Annotated in this window: 22 protein-coding genes; 3 read left to right on the top strand and 19 right to left on the bottom strand. The window is 47.1% G+C overall.

Annotated features, from left to right (window positions below; genetic code table 11):
* Together KNO92_RS04280 and KNO92_RS04275 are read left to right on the top strand one after the other, a co-directional pair.
* Nucleotides 1-2,166, top strand: a complete 2,166-nt coding sequence (locus KNO92_RS04280; protein WP_214693068.1) for an RNA degradosome polyphosphate kinase — start codon at nt 1-3, stop codon at nt 2,164-2,166.
* A 93-nt stretch (nt 2,167-2,259) separates the two neighbouring features.
* Nucleotides 2,260-2,430, top strand: coding sequence for a DUF1427 family protein (locus KNO92_RS04275; protein WP_074033351.1), 171 nt, complete (start codon nt 2,260-2,262; stop codon nt 2,428-2,430).
* Nucleotides 2,431-2,459: 29 nt separating this feature from the next.
* On the opposite strand, the gene KNO92_RS04270 is transcribed toward KNO92_RS04275, so the two are convergent.
* The 5 genes from KNO92_RS04270 to KNO92_RS04250 all read right to left on the bottom strand — a co-directional run bounded on the left by KNO92_RS04270 (nt 2,460) and on the right by KNO92_RS04250 (nt 8,111).
* Nucleotides 2,460-3,029, bottom strand: coding sequence for a hypothetical protein (locus tag KNO92_RS04270; RefSeq protein WP_214760199.1), 570 nt, complete (start codon nt 3,027-3,029; stop codon nt 2,460-2,462).
* A gap of 3 nt (nt 3,030-3,032) precedes the next feature.
* Nucleotides 3,033-3,935 (bottom strand): deoxyribonuclease IV, encoded by a 903-nt coding sequence (locus KNO92_RS04265; RefSeq protein WP_214760242.1) that lies wholly within the window; start codon nt 3,933-3,935, stop codon nt 3,033-3,035.
* Between the two features lie 81 nt (nt 3,936-4,016).
* The gene (locus tag KNO92_RS04260) at nt 4,017-5,360 is read right to left on the bottom strand and encodes a DEAD/DEAH box helicase (protein WP_214693072.1); all 1,344 of its coding nucleotides are present in this window, start codon (nt 5,358-5,360) and stop codon (nt 4,017-4,019) included.
* Nucleotides 5,361-5,421: 61 nt separating this feature from the next.
* On the bottom strand, nt 5,422-6,360 hold the full coding sequence (locus KNO92_RS04255) for a sugar ABC transporter substrate-binding protein (RefSeq protein ID WP_214760197.1): 939 nt from the start codon (nt 6,358-6,360) through the stop codon (nt 5,422-5,424).
* Nucleotides 6,357-8,111 carry a sensor histidine kinase gene (locus KNO92_RS04250; protein WP_251127070.1) on the bottom strand — a complete coding sequence of 585 codons (1,755 nt, stop codon included), beginning with the start codon at nt 8,109-8,111 and terminating at the stop codon, nt 6,357-6,359. The genes KNO92_RS04255 and KNO92_RS04250 overlap by 4 nt, the downstream gene beginning before the upstream one ends.
* Before the next feature lie 129 nt (nt 8,112-8,240).
* Between KNO92_RS04250 and KNO92_RS04245 the strand changes: the two genes are divergently transcribed.
* The gene (locus KNO92_RS04245) at nt 8,241-9,194 is read left to right on the top strand and encodes a 4-hydroxy-3-methylbut-2-enyl diphosphate reductase (RefSeq protein ID WP_214749202.1); all 954 of its coding nucleotides are present in this window, start codon (nt 8,241-8,243) and stop codon (nt 9,192-9,194) included.
* A 43-nt stretch (nt 9,195-9,237) separates the two neighbouring features.
* Here the strand turns inward: KNO92_RS04245 and KNO92_RS04240 are convergent, their stop codons facing one another.
* The 14 genes from KNO92_RS04240 to KNO92_RS04175 form a co-directional block, all read right to left on the bottom strand.
* Nucleotides 9,238-10,350 (bottom strand): Nif3-like dinuclear metal center hexameric protein, encoded by a 1,113-nt coding sequence (locus KNO92_RS04240; RefSeq protein ID WP_214760193.1) that lies wholly within the window; start codon nt 10,348-10,350, stop codon nt 9,238-9,240.
* Nucleotides 10,350-11,066: a tRNA (adenine(22)-N(1))-methyltransferase gene (locus KNO92_RS04235; protein ID WP_214760190.1), complete on the bottom strand. Its 717-nt coding sequence runs from the start codon at nt 11,064-11,066 to the stop codon at nt 10,350-10,352. The genes KNO92_RS04240 and KNO92_RS04235 overlap by 1 nt, the downstream gene beginning before the upstream one ends.
* A 96-nt stretch (nt 11,067-11,162) precedes the next feature.
* The gene (gene cccA, locus KNO92_RS04230; RefSeq protein WP_012726639.1) at nt 11,163-11,501 is read right to left on the bottom strand and encodes a cytochrome c550; all 339 of its coding nucleotides are present in this window, start codon (nt 11,499-11,501) and stop codon (nt 11,163-11,165) included.
* A 132-nt stretch (nt 11,502-11,633) separates the two neighbouring features.
* Nucleotides 11,634-12,728: an RNA polymerase sigma factor RpoD gene (gene rpoD / locus KNO92_RS04225; RefSeq protein ID WP_012726640.1), complete on the bottom strand. Its 1,095-nt coding sequence runs from the start codon at nt 12,726-12,728 to the stop codon at nt 11,634-11,636.
* Between the two features lie 35 nt (nt 12,729-12,763).
* Complete coding sequence (dnaG, locus tag KNO92_RS04220) at nt 12,764-14,575, bottom strand: DNA primase (protein ID WP_214760188.1); 1,812 nt, start codon at nt 14,573-14,575, stop codon at nt 12,764-12,766.
* A gap of 127 nt (nt 14,576-14,702) precedes the next feature.
* A complete protein-coding gene (locus KNO92_RS04215) occupies nt 14,703-15,545 on the bottom strand; it encodes a pyruvate, water dikinase regulatory protein (protein WP_214693090.1) in 843 nt (280 codons plus the stop codon).
* Nucleotides 15,532-16,161 carry a transcriptional regulator CcpN gene (gene ccpN, locus KNO92_RS04210; protein ID WP_074033362.1) on the bottom strand — a complete coding sequence of 210 codons (630 nt, stop codon included), beginning with the start codon at nt 16,159-16,161 and terminating at the stop codon, nt 15,532-15,534. Before ccpN ends, KNO92_RS04215 begins: the two co-directional genes overlap by 14 nt.
* A gap of 20 nt (nt 16,162-16,181) precedes the next feature.
* Nucleotides 16,182-18,236, bottom strand: coding sequence for a glycine--tRNA ligase subunit beta (gene glyS / locus KNO92_RS04205; RefSeq protein ID WP_214760186.1), 2,055 nt, complete (start codon nt 18,234-18,236; stop codon nt 16,182-16,184).
* Nucleotides 18,229-19,122 carry a glycine--tRNA ligase subunit alpha gene (gene glyQ, locus KNO92_RS04200; protein ID WP_214760239.1) on the bottom strand — a complete coding sequence of 298 codons (894 nt, stop codon included), beginning with the start codon at nt 19,120-19,122 and terminating at the stop codon, nt 18,229-18,231. The genes glyS and glyQ overlap by 8 nt, the downstream gene beginning before the upstream one ends.
* 295 nt (nt 19,123-19,417) lie before the next feature.
* A complete protein-coding gene (gene recO, locus KNO92_RS04195) occupies nt 19,418-20,167 on the bottom strand; it encodes a DNA repair protein RecO (RefSeq protein ID WP_214760184.1) in 750 nt (249 codons plus the stop codon).
* Nucleotides 20,168-20,170: 3 nt separating this feature from the next.
* Nucleotides 20,171-21,079 (bottom strand): GTPase Era, encoded by a 909-nt coding sequence (gene era, locus KNO92_RS04190; RefSeq protein WP_214749221.1) that lies wholly within the window; start codon nt 21,077-21,079, stop codon nt 20,171-20,173.
* Nucleotides 21,080-21,109: 30 nt separating this feature from the next.
* Entirely contained in the window at nt 21,110-21,457 is a 348-nt protein-coding gene (locus KNO92_RS04185) for a diacylglycerol kinase family protein (RefSeq protein ID WP_214760182.1), read from the bottom strand.
* Entirely contained in the window at nt 21,454-21,930 is a 477-nt protein-coding gene (gene ybeY, locus KNO92_RS04180; protein ID WP_214693109.1) for an rRNA maturation RNase YbeY, read from the bottom strand. The genes KNO92_RS04185 and ybeY overlap by 4 nt, the downstream gene beginning before the upstream one ends.
* A complete protein-coding gene (locus tag KNO92_RS04175) occupies nt 21,908-23,995 on the bottom strand; it encodes an HD family phosphohydrolase (RefSeq protein WP_214693110.1) in 2,088 nt (695 codons plus the stop codon). Before KNO92_RS04175 ends, ybeY begins: the two co-directional genes overlap by 23 nt.
* Nucleotides 23,996-24,007: the final 12 nt, after the last annotated feature.

Below are 24,007 nucleotides of genomic sequence, written 5' to 3'. Positions count from 1 at the left end.
ATGCCCGACTATACGTACGAACATTTCAACAATCGGGAACTTAGCTGGCTCGACTTCAACGAACGTGTCCTCGAAGAAGCGGTGGACGATCGTAATCCGCTCATGGAACGGCTGAAGTTTCTAGCAATCTTCAGTTCAAACTTAGATGAGTTTTACATGGTTCGTGTCGGAGGTTTGAAAGATGAGGTGCTTGCAGGATTTAATCGTCCAGAAGACAAGACAGGACTCACTCCGAAGCAACAGATTAAAGCTATCTCGATGCGTGCTCAAGAACTTGTCGAGACACAATATGCGACGTATAAGAAAATCACGAAACAGTTATCCAATCAAAACGTGCGTTTTTTGCGCACGAAACATTTGAACAAGACACAACAAGACTTCGTGAAAGAGTATTTCCGTACACACGTCTTCCCGGTTCTCACACCGATTGCCGTCGACGCCTACCGTCCTTTCCCGATGTTGTTATCAAAATCATTAAATATTGCCGTCGAAATCGCTTCGAATGGCGAAGGGAAAAAGCGACTCGCCCTCGTTCAAGTACCTTCCGTCCTCCCCCGTTATCTTGAACTGCCTACGGACGACGAGGAACATACCGATTTGATTTTGCTCGAAGATTTGATCATTCAATTTATCGATTCCTTATTTAAAGGGTTTGTCGTCGAATCGACGATGCCGTTCCGGATTACCCGTAACGCGGATATGCCTTTCCATGAGGAAGGGAGTCGCGATGTGTTGAAACAAATTGAAAAAGAGCTGAAAAAACGCCGCTATGGGGTCGCCATCCGGCTCGAAGTGCAGCAACGCTCATTACGAAAAGAACTGTTATTCATGCTTCAAGATGTGCTTGATTTGCACGACCGTGATATTTTCATTGTGGATGGTCCGATTGATTTGACCTTCCTGTTCGGTATATATAGTCAAATCGGGATAGAATATGACGACATGATCAATGAGACGTTGATCCCATTTATCCCGGAAGGTCTCGAATCCGGAAAAGATTTATTCCAAAGTATCGCCAAACAAGATTATCTTCTTCACCACCCGTACCACTCGTTCGATCCAATCGTACGATTCATCGTCCAAGCCGCTAAAGATCCGAACGTACTGGCGATTAAACAAACGCTGTATCGGGTCTCCGGTGACTCTCCGATCATCAAGGCCTTGACCGATGCGGCCGAGAGCGGTAAACAAGTGACCGTCCTCGTCGAATTGAAAGCACGATTTGACGAAGAGAAAAATATTCAATGGGCCAAACAACTTGAAAAAGCGGGCGCCCACGTCATTTACGGCTATAAAGAACTTAAGACGCATTCAAAAATCACACTCGTCGTACGTATTTTAGAAGGTGGTGTGTTGCAACGGTTCATTCACCTCGGAACGGGCAACTATAACGACTCCACGGCAAAACTGTACACGGATATCGGACTCTTGACGACAAACGAAGAGCTTGCCGAGGATGCCACGAACTTTTTCAACTGGCTATCCGGTTATGGAGAACGACCGTCTTGGCACCAATTCGAGACGTCACCTGATGATATGAAAGACTTCTTCCTCAACAAAATTGAAGATGAAATCAAATTACACGAGAAGTACGGGAACGGTAGAATCGTTGCGAAGATGAACTCGATTACAGATCGGGCCATCATCACAAAATTGTATGATGCTTCGTCCGCAGGTGTAAAAATCGACTTAATTATTCGAGGAATCTGTTGCTTACGACCAGGAATCAAAGGCGTCTCTGAAAACATTCGAGTCATCTCCATCATTGATCGGTATCTCGAGCACTCACGTATTTTTTATTTCTATCAAAACGGAAAAGAAGACTTGTACTGTTCTTCCGCAGACTGGATGACACGCAACATGAAGAAGCGAATCGAGATTCTCTTTCCAATCCTCAATGCATCGCATAAAACGTACATCAAAGATATGATGGCACTTCAACTTGTCGATAACGTGAAGGCGAGAAGACAACGTTCTGATGGTCGTTATGTATATGTAAAACGCGAAAATAATGAAGAAGAGATTCAGTCTCAAATTATCATTCATCAATATACCGGAGGGCGTTGGAACAACATTCCTAGCGTATTTGAACGAGAGCCTTCAAATTGGGCTGAGCGGGAAGTTTTACGACTCCGAGCTGAAAATGAGAAAATGACGGATGACTGATGTTAGACTTCTCAAAAAGAGAAAGTCATTGTATAATAAATGCGGTTCAGTCATTATAAAGCGCTTTCACCAGAAGAGACGGAGGAATTATACATGCAAGAAATTCTACTTTCATTACTCGCTGGCTTGATTTGTGGTGCCATCTTCACGGCACTCAAATTGCCATTGCCAGCCCCGCCTGTGTTACCAGGTGTCGTCGGAATCTTCGGGGTCTTCCTCGGGATGAAAGTATATCAATTCGTCGTGGCAAACTGGCCATTCTAAAAAAACGATGCCTCTCAGGCATCGTTTTTTTAGTCTAACGTATGAATCGCTTTATGACAGGTCGGACACACCCAAATCCCGTGGTCATCTTGAAGGTGATATTCCATCAGTTTCGATGCATCGTTTCCGTATCGTTCAAAAAGATTGATCTCACAAACTGAGCATGTTGTCACCGGAGCGTACGGGGCGACAAACTTCTCCCGAAACAAATGTGCTTCATAATTCTCTTTTGTCCATTTCGATGAGGGAACATGGTACCCATCCATCCATTTCTGATGAATCGATTCGTACGGTTCATCCGCTTCATACATCCCTATTTTCAAAAGCGGGTGGTGAAAATGAAGTTGGATTAAATCGACCAAACTGTACGTCGCCACTTCTTCCTTTTTAGCGCCAAGCCAGTATGGATCGTCAGGTTGCTCGATCAATTCCTCTAACAATACCTCTGCCTCTGCCACAATCCCATGTCCCACCACTTCGATGAACGCTGTCGGGGTCGTCACGGACCCTTTCACATAAACGGGACTCTGTTCAAGAAAATAGGTCGGGAATGCGTTCCAGACATCATATTGATTTGGATCGACCTGAAGGATTGCCATCGTTTATTGATGAGAAAGCGTGAAACGTTCACGCCATTCAGGATCAAATTGATTCGCACGGAACATCTCGATCTCTTGTTTATAAGGTGCCACTTTCGTTTTTTCACTAACCGGGATGTATGGCGTCTCTAAAATTTTTGGAAGGTGTGAAAATGCCTCATGATGAATGATTCGATTTAATGTATCGAACCCAATCTCACCATACCCGATATTTTCGTGCCGGTCTTTCCTCGCACCGCGCACGTTTTTTGAATCATTCACATGAATCACACCGAGACGGTCGAGACCGACGATTCGATCGAATTCTTCAATCACTCCGTCCAAATCACCGACTAAGTCGTATCCTGCATCATGTACGTGACACGTATCGAAACAGACAGAGAGACGGTCATTGTGTGTGACGCCGTCTATGATTGTCGCCAATTCTTCAAACGTCTTTCCGAGCTCGCTTCCCTTCCCTGCCATCGTCTCAAGCGCAATCTTTACTTGTTCGTCGCCAGTCAACACTTCATTCAGTCCTTCAATGATACGGGCAAGACCAATTTCTTCCCCGGCACCAACATGAGCCCCTGGGTGAAGAACGACATGGCGAGCAACTTGGAGTGCTTCAGCACGCTTCAACTCTTGTGTCAAAAATGAAACGGCCAATTCGAACGTTTCAGGTTTTGTCGTATTTCCGAGGTTAATGATATAAGGTGCATGGACGACAATCTCTTCGATATCGTGAGCAGCCATATGTGTGAGTGCCGCCTCGATATTCAAATCTTCAATCGGCTTTCGACGTGTATTTTGAGGAGCACCCGTATACACCATCATCGTATTCGCCCCGTATGAAACAGCCTCTTCACTACCTGCAAGTAGCATTTTTTTACCTGATACCGAAACGTGTGAACCTATTTTTAACATCATCATCTTCCCTTCATAAGCTTCTATCTTCAGTTTACACAAAAAGAAGAACCGACTCCAAGAAGTCGATTCTTCAAACGATTAACGCTTGTTTTTCTTACGAGCGGCACGACGATCCGAGCGTTGCTGTTGCATGTGCTCGCGTGAAGCCGTCTCTTTTAACTTATACTTAAATTTCTTCTTATAGCCAGGTTTGACTTTCTTCTTCGCCTTCTTGATTTCACCGGCCATACGACTATGTGCCGTATGCGACACTTTCATCTTCCGGTCCGTTTGGCGACGACGACGTGTTTTGATTGGCTGAATCGAACCATTACGCAAGTCCACGTGTGTGAATTCGAACCCTCGTTCTTCGAGTCGGTTGATCGGTCCATTTTCATGGTCTTCATACAACGTGTATGCCTCACCAGAAGCGCCAGCACGACCTGTACGACCGACACGGTGCGTGTAGAAGTCAAGGTCTTTCGGAATCCCATGGTTGATGACGTGAGAAACGCCTGAGATGTCGATTCCTCGAGCCGCCAAGTCTGTAGCAATCACGTACTGATACTTCGCATCGTTAATGTCCTTAATGGCTTGTTTACGGCGACGTGCCTGCATGTCCCCGTGTAACGTACCGACATTCAATCCCGCTTCACGGAATGATGTCTCTAATTCATCCGCTTCTTGCTTCGTATTCGTAAATACGAGACAGACGAACGGATTGATTGCTTTCGCAATTTCGACAGTCAATTCCTTACGATCACGGTGACGTACCGGGATGACATGGTGCTTGATTTTTGGTGCGACACGATGTTCTGGGCTCGCTTCAGCGAAACGTGGATCATGCAAGTATCTCTTCAAGAACGGCTCGAGCTTCTCAGGGATTGTCGCTGAGAAGACCATCGTTTGAAGTTTTTCTGGAAGTGATTGCGCGATGCGGTCAACTTCCGGCAAGAATCCCATATCGAGCATTTGGTCAGCTTCATCGACAACGAAATGCGTCACTTTATGCGGGAACAATGCTTGTGCTTTCATCAAGTCAAGGATTCGTCCCGGTGTCCCGATAATGAGTTGTGGTGGATTTTTCATCTTATCGATTTGACGTTCGCGGTCTGTTCCTCCGACAATCAAACTTGATTTGATGTAATCCGGATTCTTAATGAGGATTGATTTTAATTCTTCATGAATCTGCCATGCGAGTTCACGTGTCGGTGCGACAACGATCGCTTGGACAGATTCCTCTTCTGGGTTGATTGCTTCTACAATCGGTAATAGGAACGCAAGTGTTTTCCCCGTTCCTGTTTGTGATTTCCCAATAATATCTCGACCATTCAGTGCAGCCGGAATAATCCGTGCTTGTATATCGGTCGGTTTCGTGATGCGTTTTTCTGTTAACGCATCGATCATAAACGGTAGCAATTTGAACTGTTGGAAGCTGTTCAATCGATACACCTCCTGTTTCTTTCCACTTTTCCTAGCATAGCGGAATCAAATCATTTGTCAATCAATCTTTTGCCACGCCTTCATATAAATAACTCGATGAATAATAATGCTTGGCAATTTTCTTTCCATTTAAATGTTGTTCGAGCGCTTTGAAGCCGACTTCCATCATCTCGTTTGGCGACTGTACGACAGTCGCATTGACTTTCCCATTTTGAATGAGTGGATAAATATCAGAAATGCCGTCTACCGATACAATCGTCTTGTCCGATAAGTCATGACTTTCAAAAGCTCGGACGACGCCGAACGTATTATCGTCATTGTGCGAAAAGACAGCATCAAACGGAATTTCTTCTTCTAACCAACGTGACATCTCAATCTCTGCTTGGAATGTATCATAGTTCCCCGTGATGGAGGCAATGATCTCGAATTGGTCGGCATTCGCTTTTTCATACTCCCGAATCCCAAGACTGCGGTCCATCGTGGAGCGTACCTTCGGCGTACCCCTCACTTCGACGACACGAATCGGTCGATCCAGGTCGCTATATTTCGCGGCAATTTGTTCCGCTGCCATCCGACCGATATCGACATTGTCAGAGACGACCGATGTCAAGACACTCGGATGATCAATCATCCGGTCAATCGCAATAATCGGAATATTTTCTCGTTTTGCACGTTCTAACGACGGTTGGATGAACGTGTCATCGAGCGTCGTCAAGAAGATGGCCTCGACACCCCGGTCAATCAAGGAGTCCAATTTTTCTTTTTCTAACACGCGTGAATCTTCACTCGTCGTAGGAATCGGGATAAATCCTTTTTGGTTGGCCGTATGAACGAATGAGTCTAACAGCTTGTTCGCATGCTCATGTTTATCGCTGACGAACACGAATCCGACTTCTCTTTCATCTGTTTTTTGCTCCGGTAATTGAATCGATGTGATCAGTAGGATCGTCATGGCCCAGACGATTGGTAACCAAAGCCAATAGTGTTTGAGGGTTTTCATGATGGATCTCTCCTTGGAATTTTGATCAACATCGCCGTTCCTTTGTCGACGACGCTATCAATCTCCATCGATCCGTTCACACTCTTCAAGTATTCATGAATCATGTAAATCCCAAGACCGTTTCCGTTGTCTTTCGTCGTGTTGAATGCCGAACCGACTGTCTTGAGTTGTTCTTCCGTCATGCCAATCCCGTTATCTTCAATTAAGAACCGATATTCCTGCTCCGTAAAGAGGACGGTCACGACAACACTTCCCTCTGCGCCTTTCGACTCGACAGCCTCGACCGCGTTTTTGAACAGGTTATAGATGATTTGAACGAGCATATCAAACGAGGCATAGAAAGGAGGCATGTCATTCGGAACGAGTAATTCCCACTTGGTCGGACGCTTGTAACATTCAGCATCCATCAAGAATTCGAGTCGCTTCGCAAAGTCTAACATATCAATCCATTCTTCGTCTCTTCCTGCCTGATCAGGTTTGGCGAGTGTCAGCATCGTCGAGATTAAATCATTCGCCCGCTCCAACTCTTTGATGGCGACGTCTACCATGTCTTTATTGCTTTGTCCTTCTCGTGCCAACTGTAAGGTGATATGCACCGGTGTGAGCGGGTTTCGAATCTCATGGGCAATCCCGGCTGCCAATTGTCCAAGTGACGCTAGCTTTTCTTGATGCAAAATCAATTGTTGCTGGCTCAACTGTTCACGCCTTGATGTTTCCATCCGCTGGGCGTAATCGTTATACGTATCCAGTAACGTCTCAACTTCTTTTGAACCGGTCCTCTCAAGCGTGATGGCACCGAGTGACTGTTGCTTCTTGATTTGATTGACAAGTTCGACGAGCGGGTTCGTCAACGTTCGCGAGAGCAACAATCCGACAAGGATGCTCAAGAAGAACGTCACAAGTGCAATCATCAAATACTGCCAACGCGTATCGTAGACCGTCTCATATACAGAGTCGTTCTGATGTTTTGCAAGCATGCTCCAGCCACTGACTCGTGCATCCGGTTCGTACATCATCGTGTCTTCTTCTGTACTTAAAATCGTACGTGTACTCCGTCCTAAAACGTCGTCAATGACTTCACGTGATACGCGACGTTCTGCATCTGTGACCAAGTTGAATGAAGTCGTCAACACTTCTCCTTGTTCATCTAACAGGTAAAGAATCATATCATCATTCGCTGACTCCAGCGACCGTCGGTACAAGTCAGAGTTGAGCACACTGATGCTTCCACCAAAAATACCGATTGGTCGGTTGTCTTCAATGACAGGAACATATAAGAACGTTCCCATGTCCCCACTAATCATGATAGGGTCACTCATATATAGTTCTTTTCCACTCGCAGTCAATACTTCTGCGAACTTGGGGTCACGTTTGATCACAGAAGAGGAAACTTGACGCTCAGAATACCATTTAAACGAATTCTTGCTGACATCATAATAGAAAATCGATGTAAAACTCGTTCGTTGACTTAAATATCCTGTCCGGATACGTTCTTCAATCCATGGTTCGTTTCCGACGTAAGCTCCAAGATAAACCAGGTCCTCATACAATTTACCGAGTCGGGACTCGACATTTTCAATACTATCGTCAATCGCATAGTCAAATTGCTCTTTCGCCAGCTCTTCTGCACGAGACACCGTGACGCGATCAGCAGAGAATGCAAGCGACGAGATAACAAGTGCTAAAATAATGATGATGATAAACGTAATTTGGAAAAAGTATGATTTTTTAAGTTCACGCAACTGTTTCATTCGATTCACGATGTCCCTCCTTTCTAACCTAAAAATTATAGCATGAATACACGCAAATCTTTTCGTATTTTCGAAACAATGTTAGACTAATACGTATGAAAGCACTTCGAAAGGAGCCTTCGTCTTCATATGAAAGTTAAAAAAATTAGTCCACGCGGATATTGCTATGGTGTCGTCGATGCCATGAAACTCGCAAATGAGGCGGTTGCAAATCCAGATTTGCCACGCCCGATTCATATACTCGGAATGATTGTCCATAATCGTCACGTCACACAGGCGTTCGAGGACCTCGGTGTCAAAACGGTTGACGGTGAGGACCGGATGCAGGCGCTTGAAACGATCGACCGCGGAACGGTCGTCTTCACGGCGCACGGGATTTCCCCACTCGTTCGGAAACGTGCCATTGAAAAAGGATTGACGATTGTCGATGCCTCTTGTCCTGACGTCCTTGTCACACACGACTTGATCCGGGAAAAAACGGCCGAAGGATATGATGTCATCTATATCGGGAAACATGGCCACCCAGAACCAGAGGGCGCGATTGGAGTCGCACCGAACCATGTTCATTTGATTCAATATGAACATGAAATCGATCAGTTACCGAGTCGGTTATTCGACCGGAAAATTCTCGTGACGAACCAGACGACGATGAGTCAATGGGATGTCTCTGCACTGATTGAGACGATTCAGTCCCGCTATCCACACGTTGAAGTGCATAACGAAATTTGTAATGCGACTCAAGTTCGTCAAGAAGCCGTAGCCGAACAAGCCGGAGACTGCGAATTATTAATCGTCGTCGGCGATCCAAAATCAAATAACTCGAATCGTTTGGCGCAAGTCTCTAAAGAGATTGCCGGCACAAATGCATATCGCATCGGCGATTTGAGCGAACTTGATTTGAACTGGCTCGAGGGTGTCGAGACCGTCGCCGTGACGTCTGGCGCATCTACACCGACACCAATCACGAAAAAGGTCATCGATTTCTTGTCACAGTACGATCCAGAAGATTTGAGTACACATGATAAAACACCATATCTCGAACTTCGCAGTATCTTACCGAAAGTAAAGGCATTGCGTAAGTGAACGAATCCCCCATTCTCAACGAGAAAATGGGGGATTTTTTATGTCATCTGAATTGGAACGGGTTCGTGTTCGCTTCGGAGATCATCAACTCGACATCGATTTTCGCTTTCTGAAACTTCTCTGTGAGAATCCCGACCACGCCACGCTTCATGACACTTTCGACATGGTGTCCTGGGTCGACGACCGCGAGCCCTAGTGCCATCGCATCATGCGCCACGTGGAAGTATAAATCACCCGTTACGTAAGCATCTGCACCTTTGAAATGTGCAGCGGAAACATATTTGTTTCCGTCCCCTCCAAGTACAGCCACTTTCTCAATCAATCGTTTCGGGTCCCCGACGAAACGGACACCTTCCACTCCAAAGCTCGTCTTCACATGGTCGGCGAACGCTTCAAGTGTTACAGGACGTTCAAGTCTACCGATGCGTCCTAACCCGTATACGTGTCCTTCAATCTCGTCTCGAATCAAATCGTATGCTACTTCTTCATACGGATGAGCATCTTTCATCGCTTTCAAGACTCGCTTCTTCTGGCTTTCGCGGACGACCGTCTCGATTCGAACCTCATCGACTTGTTCTGTCTCGTGAACTCTACCAATGAATGGTGTCGTCCCTTCAAGAGGAGTGAATTGTCCTTTTCCAGAAACTCGGAACTGACAATCCGCATAGTCTCCGATATGTCCTGCACCTGCTCTGCCTAATGCACGTGACACGTCTTCTGCGTGTGATTCCGGCACGAACACCGTTAATTTATAGACTGGCTCCTCATACGTTGGTACGAGTACTTTTGTGTCGTGCAACCCGATCGCTTCACTCATCCAATCGTTCACACCGCCAACACAGACATCTAAATTCGTGTGTGCCACGTAGACTGCGATGTCATGCTGAATACATTTCATCGTGATTTTCCCTGCCGTAGAACGATCATTGACTTGAGATAACGGACTAAAGATGGGCGGATGATGGGCAATGATCAAATCCACTTTTTTCTCAATCGCTTCATCCACGACCGATTCAAGCACATCGAGCGTCACCATGACCCGTTTGACATCTTTATTGAGCGATCCGATTTGCAAGCCGATTTTATCGCCTTCGACTGCTAAGTGTTTTGGCGCAAACTCTTCAAACAACTGGATCACTTGATTGCCGTTCGCCATTACTGACTCACCTCTCTCATTTTGTCACGCATCCGTTTGAATTCGATTTGTTTTTGAACCAACGCCTCTGACTGAATGCCATCTGCCATTTGATCGAGTACATATTCGAGTTTATCCGCTTCACGACTCCACTTCAGTTTGAACGCCTCAGGGCGTTCCTGAATCAAATATGGACCGAATAATAGTTGCCAAGTCCGTTCTGTGAGATCGTCACTATAAATTGTCTCAGTCCCTTTTTCGCCGACGAGAATCTCATATACCTTATCATTCTCTTCGACAATCGCTTCTTCGACGAGAACATATCCGTTCTCAAGCAACCAACTCCGAACGTGTTGTCCGTCGACATTCGGTTGAAGAATCAGACGCTCGACTGCACCGAGCTTCTCTTTCCCGGATTCTAGAATCGAACGAATCAAACTGCCACCCATCCCACAAATCGAGATACATGTCGCTTCGTCTTCATGTAGTACAGCCAGACCGTCACCGAGACGTACGTCGATGACTTCTCGCGCTCCAATCAAGTCTACTTGTGCTTTCGCGGCCTCCATCGGACCAGCATTTACTTCGCCTGCAATCCCCTTTGAAATGATTCCTTGTTGAAGGGCGTAGCATGGCACATATGCGTGATCTGATCCAATATCAGCGAGCACGCTTCCTTTCGGGATATAATCGACAACTTGCTTCAAGCGGCGATCTAAGATGACACGTTCTTGCATGTAAGACAACTCCTTTGTTCTACTTCTTCCCTAGCGTATCGAATTCTTTACACTTCGACAACAAAAAACGCACCCCGCTACGGAGTGCGCCACTTCTTATTGTTCGATCAACCAGTTCGCAAGCACTTCTGCTTCTTCAGCTGATGCAAGACCTGCAGGCATCGCACCTTGTCCGTTGACAATGATGTTTGCGATTTCTTCTGGTGAAAGACGATCGCCAACACCAGTAAGTGCTGGACCAACGCCACCTTCAAGGTTTCCGCCGTGGCAACCTGTGCAACCCTTCGCTGCATATAACTCTTCTGGGTTCATTTCAGTGACTGCTGGACCTTCAGCCGCTTGTTGCGCCTGATTCACACCAAAATACGATAATGATACCATGGCAATAATTGCGACGATTGCGATTGCCGCAAACGGTAACAATGGATTACGCATTGTAGTTCCCCCTCATGTTCATTCCAAATTTCTATCCAACACTATTTTACTCAAAAAATAATAAAGAAGGAAGGAAAATCACTCATTTTCCTTCCTTTCTTCTAAAACTTCACACTTTATTCAAATATGAACTTAATCGAGGAAGTCTTTCAAGCGTTTGGAACGACTTGGGTGACGTAATTTACGAAGAGCTTTCGCTTCGATCTGACGAATCCGCTCACGTGTGACGCCGAACACTTTCCCGACTTCTTCAAGTGTACGCGTACGACCATCGTCTAAACCGAAACGAAGACGAAGGACGTTTTCTTCACGGTCCGTCAACGTATCGAGCACGTCTTCTAACTGTTCTTTCAACAATTCATAGGCTGCCGCATCTTGTGGGGCCATTGCATCTTGGTCTTCAATGAAGTCACCGAGATGTGAATCGTCCTCTTCCCCAATTGGTGTTTCAAGTGACACCGGCTCTTGCGCGATTTTTAGAATCTCACGCACTTTTTCAGGTGTGAGTTCCATCTCTTTCGCAATCTCTTCTGGAGAAGGTTCACGACCGAGGTCTTGGAGCAATTGACGTTGAACGCGAATCAATTTGTTAATCGTTTCGACCATGTGAACTGGGATCCGGATTGTACGCGCTTGGTCAGCAATCGCACGAGTGATGGCCTGACGAATCCACCATGTCGCATAAGTCGAGAATTTGAACCCTTTCATGTAGTCGAATTTTTCGACTGCTTTGATGAGGCCCATGTTTCCTTCTTGAATCAAATCAAGGAAGAGCATCCCACGACCGACGTAACGTTTCGCAATCGAAACGACGAGACGAAGGTTCGCTTCCGCAAGACGTTTTTTCGCTTCTTCGTCTCCTTGCTCGATTCGTTTCGCAAGCTCCGTCTCATCTTTCGCACTGAGAAGGTCGACACGTCCGATTTCTTTCAAATACATTCGGACCGGGTCGTTGATTTTAATTCCAGGTGGTACCGATAAGTCGTTTAAGTCGACTTCTTCATCTTCTTTTTTCGCAGGTGTTTCTTCTGCGTCAGCTGCGTCCTCTGTGACACGGATATCTTTCGCTTCTAAATCTTCGATGAAGTTATCAATGAAATCCGAGTCCACCTCAAAATGACTGAGGCGGTCTTGGATGGCTTGCATTGAGACAACGCCTTTTTTCTTTCCTAACTTTTCGAGCTCTTCTATGGCGTTAAATAAATCCTCTTTCTTCTTCTCTGCCATTTAGCAGTTCAACTCCTTCCAAACTTCATCCACGTTCATCGTTCTCGTAGACGACGACTACGGGCAATCAATTCTTGTAGCTTGGACGCCTGGTCAACAATACTTTCGGCGTCTTGAGCGATTTCCCTTTTTGCACGCTCGATTTGACGTTGCTCCTCATAACTGTTTATGACCCGAATGTATTCGTCTAAAACCTCTTCAGACAGTTCATCCGGTCCAGCCATCAGTCGGATCTCCGCAAAACGCATCGCATAATCGGGACGTTGGTCGCAGTAACGCTCCATAAATGGCAACGTCACTTGATCGAACTCATCTTGTGTCATCGTCTCAGAGACGATTTCATACAATGCCGAACCTAGCATACGATGTGTCTCATCCTGATAACGGAGCCCTAGACGATCGCGTACAAAGCGGACTTGTTCCGGTCCAGTCAACATGGCACGTAACAAATACTTCTCTGCTTTCATCCAGCGTGGTTCGCCCGTTTTACTCGAACGTTTTCGAACGGGTTCCACAGGCTCCATCGTACGGATGGGTGTCGATTCGCTTGACGTCGGACGAGGAATTCTCGAACGAAGCGTCTCAATCGGAATCTCAAATTCATCCGCCAGTTTTTTTACATATAAATCTCTTCGAATCGAATCATTCGTCTTACCGATCTCTTCAAGCATAGATTCAATAAAGCGAATCCGTTCTCCTTCTCGGTTCAAGTTTTTTCCTCGTCTGAGCATGCGATTCATAAAATCAAGCACGCTCATCTGTTCCTTTTCAACAAACTGTTGCCAATGCGACGCCCCGTGTTGACGAATATAATCATCCGGGTCTGTCTTTTCGGGTAACGGTAAAACTTGTACATCGAGCGGAGATGACTCTAATAAGCGAATGACTTTTTGGGTCGCCTCTTGTCCCGCATGGTCTCCGTCATAGCAGATGATGACTTCTTCCACGATTCGTGACAATGCTCTTGCGTGTTGTGGAGAAAAGGCAGTTCCAAGTGATGCCACAACTTCTTGTGTACCCGCTTGCGCGACTTGTAAGACGTCTACGTTCCCTTCTACGAGAAAGACTCGCTTTTTCTTACGCATCAATGCCCGGGCTTGAGAGAAGCCGAATAGCAGTTCACTCTTGTTGAATAGCGGCGTTTCAGCCGTATTCACGTATTTTGGTTGACGGTCATCAATCGCACGCCCGCTGAAGCCAACGATGGTGCCGTCTCGATCCGCAATCGGAAAGACGACCCGTCCTTCAAATCGGTCAAAATATTCACCGGATTTGGACTTTGAGATTAAACCTGCCTCAACCATTACTTCTAAATCGAACCCTCGCCGCTCCAACAACTCGACAGTAAAGCGTCGTTGGTCTGGGGCAAATCCAATCTTGTATTGCGCAATTGTTTCTTCCGTTAAAGCACGGTTTCGCAAATACGACAATCCCACTTCGCCAGCTTCCGTTTTCATCAAGACTTCATGGTACAAGTCCGCGACGAGTCGATGTGCATCACGCATTTGTTTACGCCATACTTGTTCACGTGTGAGTTCTTCGTCCCCTTGTATACCTTCTACTGAAATATTCGCGCGCGTTGCTAAACGCTCCACTGTCTCAGGAAAAGACAACCCTTCCGTCTCCATCACAAACGTGAATACGTTTCCTCCGGCACCACAGCCGAAACAGTGATACATCCCTTTTTCAGGTGAAACGGAAAAAGACGGTGAGTTTTCGGAATGAAATGGACATAACCCGACAAGCCGATGCCCTTGTTTCTTTAATTCGACACGCTCGCCAATCAATTCGACGATATCGGTCGCTTGCTTCACTTCTGCGATGACTTCATCTGGTATCCGTGGCATCTTGACCACTCCCTGTTTCCAATCTCGCAACGAAACGGAACGCTCATCACGTTCCGTTTCACTGTACTGTCAATACTCTATTATACCCTCTCAAAGCAACGATTACTAATTGAAACACTTATGCACATTAGTCGTCTTTTGATTGTTCGAGATGACGTAAGATAATGCCCGCCGTCTCTTCGACCGCCTTGTTCGTCACATCGATCACATCACAACCGATTCGTTCATAAATCCCGCGAGCATATTCGAGCTCTCGATTGATTCGTTCAAGTTGTGCGTAGTCCGCTTCCGGCTTCAAACCGAGTGACTTGAGGCGCTCCATTCGAATCGAAATCAACTTCTCTGGAGAGATGATTAACCCAACACACCGTTCTGCCGGTAAGTCGAATAACTCCTCTGGAGGTCGTGATTCTGGGACGAGTGGGACGTTCGCGACTTTATATCGCTTCAATGCCAAATACTGAGACAGTGGTGTCTTTGATGTTCGCGAGACGCCGACGAGTACGATGTCGGCTTTTTTCAGACCACGCGGGTCTCGACCATCGTCATATTTGACGGCAAATTCCATCGCTTCGATTTTACGAAAGTAATCATCGTCCAAGCGATAGATGAGTCCCGGTTTTTCACGTGGGGCTTCTTTCAGCTGTCCCGATAAGACATCGAGCAAATCACCGAGCAAGTCAACCGTCTTGACCTGGTGTTCTTCCCCGAGTTTCATGAGAAGCGCGCGATGCTCTTCATTGACGAGCGTGAATGCAATGATTGCGTGTTGCGCCTTCGCTTGTGTGACCACATCGATAATCGTCTGCTCATCCTCAACGAATGGGATGCGAAGCGTATCAATCGCATTCTCATGGAATTGGATACTCGCTGCTCGGACGACGAGCTCACATGTCTCTCCGACCGAGTCACTTACCACAAAAACGAGTTGTTTCGTAGTCAAATCGGTTTCCTCCTCAAATCGACTCATCGTTCGCTAACGCAATGAGCACCTTCGTCATGTTCGTTTTCGTCATCCGACCGAGAACAATCAATTTGCCATCCTTCTCTTCAACGACCGGCATGGCATCGATTTGCTTCTCAATCAATTTCATTCCCGCACGAATCAATGTCTCGCTTTTCTCGCAAACCGTGATATTCGGCATGCGTGTCATGATGACGTTGACCGGCAATTGATCTAAATCTTGATTCCCAATTGCTGCGCGGAGGAGGTCTTTACGTGACAGTACCCCTACGAGTTCTCTGTCACGTCCGACAACGAACAGCGAGCCCACATCTTCTAAGAAGAGCGTGACAATCGCATCATATACCGTCATCTCATCCCGAACGACTTTCGCAGAGGACATAAAATCTCCGACCGTTAAGGAATCTAGCTTTTCGCGGAGCATCGACGAATTCCGTTTGCCAACAAACGTGTAGCCGACGCGAGGTCTTGCTTCAAGTATTCCTGTCATCGTCAAAATCGCAAGATCTGGACGCAAGGTCGCACGCGTCAGCGATAATTCCTGCGCGATTTGCTCCCCTGTAATCGGTCCATTTTCTTTTACAATCTCGACGATTTTTTGTTGGCGTTCATTCAGTTGCATAGCCAACCCCCTCTAGTTTGTTAGAGTACGAGCGCGTTGAAGTCTGCGACACTCTTAATCGTCGTAGCAAGTCGGTTCATTTCGTGGAGTCGGTTTTGGCGTACCGCCTCGTTATCACTCATGACCATTGTATGTTCGAAATACATCATAATTGGTGATTCAAGCGTCTGAAGAAGTTGAAGCGCTTTGTTGTAATCTCCTATTTGAACGGCATTCATCGCATCAGGAGCAGTCTGTTCAATCGCTTCATGTAATGCAACCTCTTGGTCGTTTTCAAACAATGACGGATCGACGTCTCCTGGCTCACCCTTTTTCGAGATATTGACGACGCGTGACAATTGCTCGATCAATGACTTCGCGTCCGTCGAAACGAATTGTTGAATCGCATGTGCACGAGCATCAAGACGGTCAACCGTAAGCGTAGTCGTCAACACGGCATCAATCACGTCATAGCGAACTTGCTGTTCTTGCAAGCGATATTTCAAGCGAAGTGTAAAGAACTCGACGAGCTGTGCCTTGACTTGTTCTTTATCGGCTTCATAGAGTCCTGCCTCCAGTTGTAATTCGACAACTTTCGAAAGTAGTTTGTCGATTGAGAGATCAATCTTCCAATCCCCAAGGATTTGTACGACTCCTTGTGCTTGGCGACGAAGTGCGAACGGATCTTGTGAACCACTCGGGATCATGCCGATACCAAAGAACGCAGCAATCGAATCGAGCTTATCTGCGAGAGCAAGCACGGCACCTGTTGCCGTCTCCGGAGACGAATCACCCGCGAAACGTGGCATGTAGTGCTCACGAATCGCCGCAGCTACTTCCTTGTCCTCACCTTGTTGAAGGGCATACTTCTCACCCATGATTCCTTGAAGCTCTGTGAACTCGTAAACCATCTGGCTGACAAGATCAAACTTATGAATCGCACCAGCACGATTTACTTTTTCAAGGTCCGCATCAAACAAAGGAGCAAGGGCTTGTGCGATTTCGGTCACACGTCGCGCTTTCGCACCAGTCGTTCCTAATTTTTCGTGGAAGACGATTCGGTCGAGACGTGCAAGCTGATCATCGATTTTTGTCTTCTTGTCTTCTTCGTAGAAGAAGACCGCATCCGCAAGACGCGCACGGATGACCTTTTCGTTCCCACGTGCGACGTTTTCGAGATGATCGGCGTTCCCGTTTCGAACGGTAACGAAATAGTTTTTCAACGTTCCATCAACATATACCGGGAAATAGCGTTGGTGCTCTTTCATCGTCGTAATGAGAACTTCTTCCGGTAAGTCAAGATACGTCTCATCAAATTCACCAAAGAGGGCAGTCGGCCACTCGACTAAGTTCGTGACTTCCTCTAACAAGTCGGCATCAAGCGGAATCGTCCACCCTTGATTTGTCGCGAGCGTTTGAATTTGACGTTCGATTTCGGCTTTACGTGTCTCGTAGCTTGCCATGACAAATGCAGCCTCTAGCGCTTTCACATATTCAACAGGTGACTCGACGACGACATCTCCCTTGCTGAGGAAACGGTGACCTCTCGTCACATTCCCTGTTTTCACGCCTTCAATCGTAAAGTCGATGATGTCTTGACCGAAGAGGGCAATCAACCAACGAATCGGACGCATGTAGCGTAAACTGCTCGTTCCCCACTTCATGTTTTTCGGGAACGTCAAACTCCGAACGACATCTTCAAGGCCATTCAATAACGACATCGTATCTTGACCCGCCTCATGACGTTCTGCGAAGACGTATTCAACACCTTTTTCTTCGGCGAAGTATAAGTCTTCTACTGTTAATCCACGACCACGAGCAAAGCCTTCTGCCGCTTTCGACCAGTTCCCTTCAGCGTCTTGAGCAATCTTCTTCGCAGGTCCACGAAGGGTTTCCGTTAAATCTTGTTGTGTTTCTGCCACGTCGCGAACGATTACAGCTAAACGACGAGGTGTAGAATAGACATCGATTGAACCATACTCAACACGCGCTTCTTTCAAGAACGCATCGATGCGCTCTGCCAATTGCTTCTCTGAGCGCAAGACGTATTGAGCCGGTAATTCTTCTAATCCAATCTCTAGTAAAAGGTCACGCATTCAAGTCACCTGCTTTCTCTTGTTTCAAAAGCGGGAAGTCAAGGCGTTCCCGTTCTTCGATAAATTTAGCAGCACATGCACGTGACATATTACGGACGCGTTGGATGAATCCAGTACGTTCTGTCACGGAAATCGCACCTTTTGCGTCTAACAAGTTGAACGTATGTGAACACTTCAAAATGTAATCGTACGCAGGGAAGACGAGATTTTCTTCGAGAGCACGTTTTGCTTCCTTCTCATATGTGTCAAATAGCGTGAAGAGCATATCGACGTCTGATAACTCGAACGTATATTTCGAGTGTTCGAATTCAGGCTGGTAGAAGATGTCTCCATACTTGAATCCATCCGTCCAAACGAGGTCGAATACGCTCTCGACTTCCTGAATGTACGAAGCGAGGCGTTCGAGACCGTATGTGATTTCAACTGCAATCGGGTCACACTCAATTCCCCCGACTTGTTGGAAATACGTGAATTGCGTGATTTCCATCCCGTTCAGCCATACTTCCCAACCGAGACCGGCTGCTCCGAATGTCGGGTTTTCCCAGTTATCTTCGACGAAGCGGATGTCATGCTCGAGCGGGTTGATTCCAATCAACTCGAGACTTTCTAAGTACAACTCTTGGATGTTGCTCGGCGACGGTTTCATGATCACCTGGAACTGATGGTGTTGATACAGGCGGTTCGGGTTCTCCCCATAACGTCCGTCAGCCGGGCGGCGTGAAGGTTCCGTGTAACAAACGTTCCAAGGCTCTGGACCAAGGCTACGAAGGAACGTCATCGGGTTCATCGTCCCTGCTCCTTTTTCCACATCGTACGCTTGCATCGTCAAACAGCCTTTCGATGCCCAAAAGTTTTGTAGCGTGAGAATAATCTCTTGCACAGTCATGTGCTTCATAAATGACACCTCCAATAGTATTGAAACGACAAAAAACGCCCCTATGTGCCTAGCACATAGGGACGGGATTGATTCCCGCGGTTCCACCCTACTTGCCCCAACAACGGGGCCACTCTTAAAAAGATGTGGGCGCTCTGGAATCGCCATTCACTCTCCTCATGACGCTCGGCTCACACCACCCCGAACTCGCTTCATTCATGACAGGAAGAGTTACTTTTTTCCTTCATCGCGCACGCTATTTCATTTGTCTAATCGTAACTCATCGTATCGAATTCGGTTTAAAAAGTCAATCCTCATTCAGATGAAGGCGGATCATTTGGTCGAGCACTCGTTTCGTCTTTAATCGCAGCCCACTATACGACTCCATATACGCATCAAAGAGTTGGCGCAAGAGGAGTCTGGACTCGTTCGACAATGGTACGTTCCGAAATTCTGACAGTTCGTGTTTGCTCATCAAGTAAAGCAATTTGGCAAGACGTTCTGATAATCGAACTGCTCCCTCTTCTCGATGCCGCCCACATAAAAAACCGCCAGAGGCGACCGAGAAATACATCGGGTCCGTCACGCCTCCACAGCGGACACACCCTGTCAGCACAGGGGAAACACCTAGAAGATGCAAGATGCGCAGTTCGAGATGATGGGTAATCACATCTGCATCCATGCCCGCATTCAATGCTTGAAGCGCGTCCTGTAAAATCCGAAAGAGCGGACGATTTTGTACCCGATCCTCGACAGACCGGTCGACGAGCTCCAACCAGTACATGGCGTACGCCATCCGGTCGACATCTTTCCGGATTTCCGGATAGGACGTCATGACATCGGATGATTTTAACTGAGCGAGCCCACGGCTAGAGGGGAAAATATACACACCTTCTACAAACGGCTGGCTCGAGGCATGAAACCGGCTCCCCGGTTTTTTTGCGCCTCGTGCCATAATCGCAACTTTGCCAAGCTCTTCTGAAAACAATGTCACGACTTTATTCGATTCACCATAATTGACGGTACGAATGACGATTCCCGTGACTTTTTGTAACATGGCTTAATACTCGTCGTCGCGGAAACCGAGGTCACGAAGCTGACCCATCTTGTTACGCCAGTCTTTCTGTACTTTGACCCAAAGGTTCAAGTACACTTTCGTGCCGAGAAGCGCTTCGATGTCTTGACGCGCGTCTGTCCCGATTTCACGGAGCATCGCCCCTTTTTTCCCAATGATGATTCCTTTTTGCGAATCACGTTCCACCATGATGACGGCTTCGACATCAATCATCTCCGAGTTATCACGTTTCTTGATCGATTCGATTGCCACAGCGATCGAGTGCGGGACTTCGTCTCGCGTCTTATGCAACACTTTTTCGCGAATCATCTCTGAGATAATAAACCGCTCCGGGTGGTCCGTCACTTGATCGGCCGGATAGTACATCGGTCCCTCAGGTAACAGTTTCTTAATCTCTCCTAGGAGTGGTTCGACGTTATTGCCTTGTAAAGCCGAGATTGGGACGTACGCTGCAAAGTCCAATTCATTTGTATATTGCTCGATCACTTTCGGCAGTTCATCCGGGTGAATCAAGTCGATTTTATTCATCACCAAAATGATAGGTGTGTCGAGTCCTTTCAATTTTTCAATGATGAAGTCATCGCCGGCGCCACGAGGTTCCGTCACGTTCACCATGAAAAGAATTGCATCGACTTCGCGAAGGGCGTTCGTCGCCACTTTCATCATAAAGTCACCGAGGCGGTGTTTTGGTTTATGGATTCCCGGTGTATCGATGAAAATGATTTGGGAATCATCCGTCGTATACACACCTTGTACTTTATTTCGGGTTGTTTGTGGTTTATCCGACATGATGGCAATCTTTTGACCGATTACGCGGTTGAGGAATGTTGATTTTCCGACGTTCGGTCGACCGATGATCGACACGAAACCAGATTTAAAATCTTCTTGATACATAGTGCACCTGCTTTCTCAATTTCAGAACTCTTAGTATAGCACGTTCCATAGCCTTGGACCGAATATAATGAGTGCTGTCACAGCCGCTCCGATTGAAGCGACGAGTACGGCACCCGCGGCCACATCTTTCGCCTGTTTCGCGAGTGGGTGGACATCTTTTGTGACAAGGTCGACCGCCCGCTCGATTGCCGTGTTAATGAGCTCTAAACTTAGGACTAGCGTCACCCAGGCAAGTAGGACGAGATTTTCCATCCTTGTCGTTTGTAGCCAAATCGCGACAGCAAATACGAGTAAGGCGGATATGAGATGGACACGCATATTCCGTTCTGTCCGAATGGCATGGAAGATTCCCTCACATGCCACACGAAACGGTCTCACACGTTGCCTCGCTTCAACTCGAAATGAGTGAGAACTTCCTCTTGTCTTGCGGTCATTTCCGCCTCTTCCTCTGGTGTCATATGGTCATATCCTAATAGATGAAGGAATCCATGGATGGCCAAGAAACCGAGTTCTCGCTCAAAAGAATGTCCGTAGTCCGCCGCTTGTTCTCGGCATCGTTCCACCGAGATGACCAAGTCTCCGAGGAGATGCGGTTCGTCCTCATCGAGTGTGAAGTCCATTTCGTCTTCGCCCATCTCATCAAAGGCAAAGCTGATCACATCGGTCGGGGCATCTTTTCCTCTCCATTCCCGGTTCACCTCATGGATTTCTTCATTCGTTAAATACGTGACCGACAACTCACTCGGCTCTTCGACCTCTTCTAATTGTGCGGCATGTTGCAGAATCGACTCGACAAGCTCGATTTGAGACGCCGTCAACAATTCATGTTCATCGTTCGAGATGATTTGCATGTAGTTCTCCCTCTTTCTTTAGTTCTGGATATTCAATTCGCTCGTGGAACAAGCCCGTCAACGTCTCGCATGCGCTCTCACCGACACGCCAAATTTCTTTTGTCGTCAAGTCGCAGTCTTCAAACTGTCCGTCTGCCAGCTTATCACGGATGATGGCACGAACGAGCATCCGAATTTTTTCCGGTGTCGGTTGCTTTTGCGAACGAACGGCCGCTTCGATTGAGTCGACAATCATGACTACCGCCGCTTCACGTGTTTGAGGCTTCGGACCAGGATAACGATATCGAGACTCCACCACGTCTTTCTCATGATCTTCTTTCGCTTTGACAAAGAAGTATTTCAATAAAGATGTCCCATGATGTTGCTCAGCAATATCGATAATTTCCTTTGGTAGTTTATAGCGTCTCAATAGATCGGCCCCATCATAAGGGTGAGCCATGATGATGTCAGCGGACTCTTCTGGTGTCAGACGATCGTGCGGATTCCCTCCACCTTGCTGATTTTCAATGAAGTGAAGAGGACGTTCCGTTTTCCCGAGGTCGTGGTAATAACTCGCCACCCTCGCGAGCAACCCGTCCGCCCCAATGGCTTCACATGCCGATTCCGCCAAGTTTGCCACCATCATACTATGATGATACGTGCCTGGCGCCTCCATTAAGAGCTTTCGGAGCAATGGATGTGTCGGACTCATCAATTCGACGAGTCGACCAGACGACAGGACGCCAAACCAAGGTTCTAGGAAAGGCAAGAATCCAAATGTCAACACGATGGATAGCAAGGCGCTGATGACGGCGAACCCAGAAAGGTACATCGCCATTTCCCAAGTCACTTGAACGTTTCGTAATAAGAGCAACGCGATGACCATGATGATATTCACGATGCCGAGTAAGACGCCCGACAAGAACAAGCGCTTCCGCTGAATTTTTGGCTCGACTAAAAAGACGGCTAAGAAACTTCCGGTTGCGACATATACCAACGTCATGAAGTTCGTGCTTTGACCGAATGTGACGACGATACTCCCCGCAATCATGGTAATGAACGCCGATGCGAGGGCGACACGCTCGTCAATCAAGATACGTAGTAATAATACGACGAAGGCGGTCGGTGCCAAAAGATAAGCATACGTCGTGTAGTCGACGCCGATGTATCCGACGCCAAAGAAGATACCGAGTTGTAACAGAAGCAACCCATAGACGGTCACTAATATTTTCGGGCTTAGTAATAGATCTTTGATTTTCGAGCGGATAAGCATGAATAAGAAACCGCCCGTCAATAATCCGCTCAATAAGAATGATCCGAACAGTGGAGCGAGTGACCGGTTCGGATCGATCGCTCCAGTGAGTTCTAGCTTCCGATAAATCTCACGCGTGACGACTTCTCCTTGACTAACAAGGAGTTGCCCTTCTTGGATGATGACAGGATCGACTGCATCGATGGCTTCTTGTTCTTTTTGACGAGTCGCCTCAGAGTCAAACACATAGTTCGGAACGATGAGTTCATCGCTTAATGTTTTTGCGATCGCACGGAATTCAAACGAGAGTGGTGATTGATCGACGATTGCAGCCGCGCGGTCTCTGGCCGCTGCGACCGCTTCATTACTCGTCTCAATCCGATCATCCATCACTTGTTGCAAAGCCGTCACCGTCACGTCTTCAACGGTTTGGCGCGTATCTTCCGTCGCCTCGAGGAGTGAGTTCAGCTCTTCGTCTGCGAGTACCCCGCTCGCTTCCGTCGAGTTCAGACGGCTCTTGATATCTGCCAGTTCCGTCTCTTCATCCGTTTGGTCGAACGCCGCGAACAATTGCTCGACTTTAGCAATCTGTTGGTCAGCGAATTCCCGACGAAGCGAAAACTGACTGCCGACGCCGTTCGTGACTTCTTGTTTCAACCGTTCAGTCGCCACTCGATCCTCGACCGTAATCGGAGACCGGATGTCCTGTTCGGCAATCCCTAACGGTTCCACACTAATAATGGATGGGCGCACGGTGAAGTATAGAATGGCACCTAGTAAGAGAAAGAAAATCAGCGAAATCGTTGCTACTGTCCAATGTTTGGCTTGCTGCATTCGTGTGCCCCC

It is taken from the genome of Exiguobacterium sp. s129 (assembly GCF_018617585.1).
GTDB lineage: Bacteria > Bacillota > Bacilli > Exiguobacteriales > Exiguobacteriaceae > Exiguobacterium > Exiguobacterium aestuarii_A.
This window is presented reverse-complemented; position numbering and strand designations above follow the sequence as displayed.

What these genes read in the sequence shown, in the direction of transcription:
- KNO92_RS04280 (WP_214693068.1), top strand. Translation starts at nt 1, where the DNA reads ATGCCCGACTATACGTACGAACATTTCAACAATCGGGAACTTAGCTGG.
- KNO92_RS04275 (WP_074033351.1), top strand. Translation starts at nt 2,260, where the DNA reads ATGCAAGAAATTCTACTTTCATTACTCGCTGGCTTGATTTGTGGTGCC.
- KNO92_RS04270 (WP_214760199.1), bottom strand. Translation starts at nt 3,029, where the DNA reads ATGGCAATCCTTCAGGTCGATCCAAATCAATATGATGTCTGGAACGCA.
- KNO92_RS04265 (WP_214760242.1), bottom strand. Translation starts at nt 3,935, where the DNA reads ATGTTAAAAATAGGTTCACACGTTTCGGTATCAGGTAAAAAAATGCTA.
- KNO92_RS04255 (WP_214760197.1), bottom strand. Translation starts at nt 6,360, where the DNA reads ATGAAAACCCTCAAACACTATTGGCTTTGGTTACCAATCGTCTGGGCC.
- KNO92_RS04250 (WP_251127070.1), bottom strand. Translation starts at nt 8,111, where the DNA reads ATGAAACAGTTGCGTGAACTTAAAAAATCATACTTTTTCCAAATTACG.
- KNO92_RS04245 (WP_214749202.1), top strand. Translation starts at nt 8,241, where the DNA reads ATGAAAGTTAAAAAAATTAGTCCACGCGGATATTGCTATGGTGTCGTC.
- KNO92_RS04240 (WP_214760193.1), bottom strand. Translation starts at nt 10,350, where the DNA reads ATGGCGAACGGCAATCAAGTGATCCAGTTGTTTGAAGAGTTTGCGCCA.
- KNO92_RS04235 (WP_214760190.1), bottom strand. Translation starts at nt 11,066, where the DNA reads ATGCAAGAACGTGTCATCTTAGATCGCCGCTTGAAGCAAGTTGTCGAT.
- cccA (WP_012726639.1), bottom strand. Translation starts at nt 11,501, where the DNA reads ATGCGTAATCCATTGTTACCGTTTGCGGCAATCGCAATCGTCGCAATT.
- rpoD (WP_012726640.1), bottom strand. Translation starts at nt 12,728, where the DNA reads ATGGCAGAGAAGAAGAAAGAGGATTTATTTAACGCCATAGAAGAGCTC.
- dnaG (WP_214760188.1), bottom strand. Translation starts at nt 14,575, where the DNA reads ATGCCACGGATACCAGATGAAGTCATCGCAGAAGTGAAGCAAGCGACC.
- KNO92_RS04215 (WP_214693090.1), bottom strand. Translation starts at nt 15,545, where the DNA reads ATGAGTCGATTTGAGGAGGAAACCGATTTGACTACGAAACAACTCGTT.
- ccpN (WP_074033362.1), bottom strand. Translation starts at nt 16,161, where the DNA reads ATGCAACTGAATGAACGCCAACAAAAAATCGTCGAGATTGTAAAAGAA.
- glyS (WP_214760186.1), bottom strand. Translation starts at nt 18,236, where the DNA reads ATGCGTGACCTTTTACTAGAGATTGGATTAGAAGAATTACCGGCTCAA.
- glyQ (WP_214760239.1), bottom strand. Translation starts at nt 19,122, where the DNA reads ATGACTGTGCAAGAGATTATTCTCACGCTACAAAACTTTTGGGCATCG.
- recO (WP_214760184.1), bottom strand. Translation starts at nt 20,167, where the DNA reads ATGTTACAAAAAGTCACGGGAATCGTCATTCGTACCGTCAATTATGGT.
- era (WP_214749221.1), bottom strand. Translation starts at nt 21,079, where the DNA reads ATGTATCAAGAAGATTTTAAATCTGGTTTCGTGTCGATCATCGGTCGA.
- ybeY (WP_214693109.1), bottom strand. Translation starts at nt 21,930, where the DNA reads ATGCAAATCATCTCGAACGATGAACATGAATTGTTGACGGCGTCTCAA.
- KNO92_RS04175 (WP_214693110.1), bottom strand. Translation starts at nt 23,995, where the DNA reads ATGCAGCAAGCCAAACATTGGACAGTAGCAACGATTTCGCTGATTTTC.